Source organism: Skermanella sp. (genome assembly GCF_059503625.1).
This window is the reverse complement of record NZ_JCACHA010000100.1, coordinates 1-3,924: the sequence shown is the minus strand read 5'-3', so window position 1 is coordinate 3,924 and position 3,924 is coordinate 1. Positions and strand designations below refer to the sequence as shown.

The 3,924-nt window shown below is 67.4% G+C and carries 4 protein-coding genes and 1 pseudogene; all 5 read left to right on the top strand.

The window, feature by feature from the left end:
* Window positions 1-907 (top strand): annotated as a pseudogene (locus tag AC5JJ6_RS02840) (hypothetical protein); the annotation flags it as partial.
* Window positions 907-1,668, top strand: coding sequence for an N-formylglutamate amidohydrolase (locus tag AC5JJ6_RS02835; RefSeq protein WP_496040594.1), 762 nt, complete (start codon window positions 907-909; stop codon window positions 1,666-1,668). The pseudogene AC5JJ6_RS02840 and the gene AC5JJ6_RS02835, both read left to right, overlap by 1 nt.
* A 151-nt stretch (window positions 1,669-1,819) precedes the next feature.
* A complete protein-coding gene (locus tag AC5JJ6_RS02830; protein ID WP_496040593.1) occupies window positions 1,820-2,983 on the top strand; it encodes an ABC transporter substrate-binding protein in 1,164 nt (387 codons plus the stop codon).
* Complete coding sequence (locus AC5JJ6_RS02825) at window positions 2,983-3,744, top strand: ABC transporter ATP-binding protein (protein ID WP_496040592.1); 762 nt, start codon at window positions 2,983-2,985, stop codon at window positions 3,742-3,744. The genes AC5JJ6_RS02830 and AC5JJ6_RS02825 overlap by 1 nt, the downstream gene beginning before the upstream one ends.
* Window positions 3,737-3,924 (top strand): ATP-binding cassette domain-containing protein (locus tag AC5JJ6_RS02820; protein ID WP_496040591.1); only part of this gene is annotated, 188 nt, incomplete at its 3' end. The genes AC5JJ6_RS02825 and AC5JJ6_RS02820, both read left to right, overlap by 8 nt.

Below are 3,924 nucleotides of genomic sequence, written 5' to 3'. Positions count from 1 at the left end.
ACCGGCGGCGCATGCCTTCTCGTTCGAGGCGCTGCGGCGCGCCGACCCCTTCGCGCCGCGCCTTCATGCCTGCCTTGAGGAAGCCGGCGTCGATCCCGAGATGGTCCTGGCCGAATACGGCGCCCACCAGTTCGAGATCACCCACGCACCCGCCGATGCGCTGACCGCCGCCGACCGTGCCGTCGCGATCCGGGAGATCGCCCGCGAGGTCGCGCGGGAGCTGGGGACGCGCGCCAGCTTCGCCCCCAAGCCCGATCCCGGCGGCGTCGGCAACGGCGTCCACATCCATTTCAGCCTGATCGGTCCGGACGGCATGCCGGCTACCTACGATGCCGGCGGTCCCGGCGGGCTGTCGGACGCGGCGGCCGCCTTCTGCGCCGGCATCCTGCGCCATCTTCCCGCCATCACGGCGCTGACGGCGGCCAGCGTGCCGTCATACCTGCGCCTCAAGCCCCATAATTGGAGTTCGTCCTATACCTGGCTGGCGGAGCGCGACCGGGAGGCAACCTTGCGGATCTGCCCGACGGTGTCGATCGGCGGGCGGGACCCCGCGAAGCAGTTCAACATCGAGTTCCGGGCAGCCGACGCGACCGCCAACCCCTATCTGGCGCTGGCGGCGATCGTCTTCGCCGGGCTTGCCGGGATCACCGACAAGCTGCCGGCGCCCCCGCTGGTCACAGGCGATCCGTCCGTCATGGACGATGCCGAGCGCGCGCAAAAGGGTCTGGTCCGGCTGCCGGAAACGCTCGATGCGGCGCTGGCGGCCCTGGACGCCGACGCGACGGTTCTCGGCTGGTTCAGCAAGCCGTTCCTGGACAGCTATGTCGGCGTGAAAAGAGCGGAGATCGCCCTGTTCGACGGCAAGACCGCCGCCGAGATCTGCGAAACTTACCGGACGCTCTACTGATGGCAAGCCTTGCGGTGGACTGGCCCGAAGCGGTCGAAACGATCAATCCGTCCGGATCGTCGGAGATCGTGCTGATCTGCGAGCACGCGTCCGACCATATGCCGGCGGAGTACCAGGGGCTTGGGGTCTCGCCAGCCGATCTCCGGACGCATATCGCCTGGGACGTCGGCGCTGCCGAGGTGACGCGCGGGCTTGCACGCGTTCTCGACGCACCGGCTTTCCTGGGCACCTATTCGCGGCTCCTGATCGACCTCAACCGGCCGTTCCGCAGTCCCGCCAGCATTCCCGCGCGGTCGGAGGCGACCGACATTCCCGGCAATCTCGGGCTCAGCGAGGCCGAGATCGAGCGGCGCAGACGGACCATGTTCACGCCCTTTCACGACCGGGTGGCATCGTATCTGGACCGCCGCCGGGCCGCCGGACGCCCGACCCGGATCGTCACGATCCACAGCTTCACGCCGGTCTTCCTCGGCGTGGCGCGGCCCTGGCACGCGGGCATCCTGTTCGACCGGTCGCGGGACTTCGCCGACGCCGTGATCGAGGGGCTGGCGCGCGGCTCCGGCCTCAACGTCGCGGCGAACCAGCCCTATACCGTCGACCGCGAGGGGGACTACGCCATCCCGGTCCATGGCACCGACCGGGACCTGCCGGCGATCCTGGTGGAAATCCGCAACGACCTGATCGCGGACGCCGATGGCATCGCCGAATGGGTCGGCCGGCTTGGCCCGGTGCTCCGGCCGTTCCATGCCGGTCAGGGTTAGCAGCGAAAGTGGTATCACCACTGCGATGTAAAAGTATGTGAATCAACAAAATACCCGGATTGCGGAGATCCTGAAAAAAATATTTCATAAGTCAACTATGTGCCTTGGCGACGCCACGGAAGACCGAAGAGGGACACAGATGACCGGGATCGTGAAAAGCTTAATCGGCGCTGCTGCGGCAGCCGCTCTCCTGACCGGAGTGTCGGCAAGGGCCGCCGACGACAAGATCGTTATCGGCGGCGCGCTGTCGCTGACCGGCCTCCAGGCGCCCCTCGATACGCCGGGCTTCAAGGGTGCGCAGGTCGCCGTCAAGTACCTGAACGACAACGGCGGCCTGCTCGGCAAGCAGGTCGAGTTCATCAACATCGACGGCAAGTCGGACCCGGTCACCGTCGGCAACGTCGCGGTCGAGCTGGTCGATCAGGGCGCCCAGATGATCCTGGCGCCGTGCGACTTCGATTTCGGCAGCCCCGCCAGCCGCGAAGCCCAGGCCGCCGACATCGTCGGGCTTTCGACCTGCGCTTCCGACCCGCTCTACAGTTCGTGGACGCTCGGCGACAAGCAGTTCACGCTGTCGATGTGGAACACTACGATGGGCGCGGTCGCGGCCGATTTCGCCAAGGAAAAGGGCTGGAAGACGGCCTATGTCGTCACCGACCAGTTCATCGCCTACACCAAGTCGCTGTCCAAGTATTTCGTGGCGCAGTTCAAGGCCGACGGCGGAGAGATCCTGCTGGAGGACACCTACACCAACGGCGACAACAACTTCTCGGCCCAGCTCGCCCGCCTCAAGGCGCTCGGCAAGAAGCCCGACGTGATCTTCGTCTCGTCCTACGGCACCGACATCGGCGTCATCATCCGGGCGCTTCGGGAAGTCGGCTACGACGCGCCGGTGCTGGGAGGCGACGCCTACGACGACCCGGCGCTGCATGCGGCGCTGGGCGAGCAGATGGGCAACGGCGTCTATTTCGTCACCCATACCTGGATGGGTCCGGAAGCGCATCCCGACATGCCCAAGTTCATCGGGCTCTACAAGCAGATGTTCGGCGAGGATCCCGACACCTCCTTCGTCGCGACGGGCTGGGACAGCGTGATGATGCTGGCCCAGGCGGTCAAGGCGGCGGGATCGACCGACGGCGCCGATGTGGCCGAGGCGCTGGAGGAGGGCGAATTCAAGCTCCTGACCGGCGACCTCAACTACGGCACCGCCGAGGAAGGCCATGCGCCGGACAAGGCGGCCGTGCTGCTCGAACTCAAGGGCGGCAAGCCGCAGTTCCTCGGCTGGCGCCGTCCCGAGAGCGTTCCGGCTCCCTGATGACGGGACCTTCCGATAAGGGCGCTTCTCTTCGGGTCGTCGATGTCGCGGTCGAATTCTCCGGGCTCCGGGCCTTGGACGGCGTTTCCCTGACGCTGTCCCCCGGAGAGATCGTCGGGCTGATCGGTCCCAACGGATCGGGCAAGACGACGCTGATCAACGCGATCACGGGCCAGGTCCCGCTCGCCGGCGGCCGCGTCGTCCTGGGCGACCGGACGCTCTCCGGTCTGGCGCCGCGCGACATCGCCTTGCTCGGCCTGTCGCGCTCCTTCCAGATCGTCCGGCTGTTCAACAACATGACGGTGATCGAGAACGTCGAGGCGGGAGCACTGGCGCACGGCCACGGCCTCCGCACGGCGAGGGCCAAGGCGGAAGCCTTGCTGGACGAGTTCGGCCTGAGCAGGCGCGCCGACGATCTCGGCGGCAACCTCAGCTACGGCGACAAGCGGCGGGTCGAGATCGCGCGGGCGCTGGCGTCCGATCCGGCCTTCCTGATGCTGGACGAGCCCGCCGCCGGCATGAACGAGTCGGAGACCGAAACGCTGCTTCACAAGCTGTCGGCGCTGCCGGCCAGCCGGGGTCTGGGGCTTCTGATCATCGACCACGACATGGGCCTGATCATGCGCCTGTGCGACCGGCTGCACGTGCTGGCCTTCGGCCGGACCATCGCGGAGGGCAAGGCCGCCGATATCCGGAAAGATCCCGCCGTGATCCAAGCCTATCTCGGGTCGGAAGCCGGAGTTGGGGCGGCCCATGCTTGAACTGACCGACGTAGAGGTCCGCTACGGCGCCATCCGCGCCGTGCGCGGCATCTCGCTCAAGGCGGAAAAGGGCGAGCTGGTGGCGCTGCTCGGCGCCAACGGCGCCGGCAAGACATCGACCCTGATGTGCATCGCCGGCGCCCTGAAGGCGGCGGCCGGGACGATCCGCCTGGACGGCAG

Coding starts and splice junctions, on each gene's coding strand:
- AC5JJ6_RS02835 (WP_496040594.1), top strand. CDS start 907: ATGGCAAGCCTTGCGGTGGACTGGCCCGAAGCGGTCGAAACGATCAAT.
- AC5JJ6_RS02825 (WP_496040592.1), top strand. CDS start 2,983: ATGACGGGACCTTCCGATAAGGGCGCTTCTCTTCGGGTCGTCGATGTC.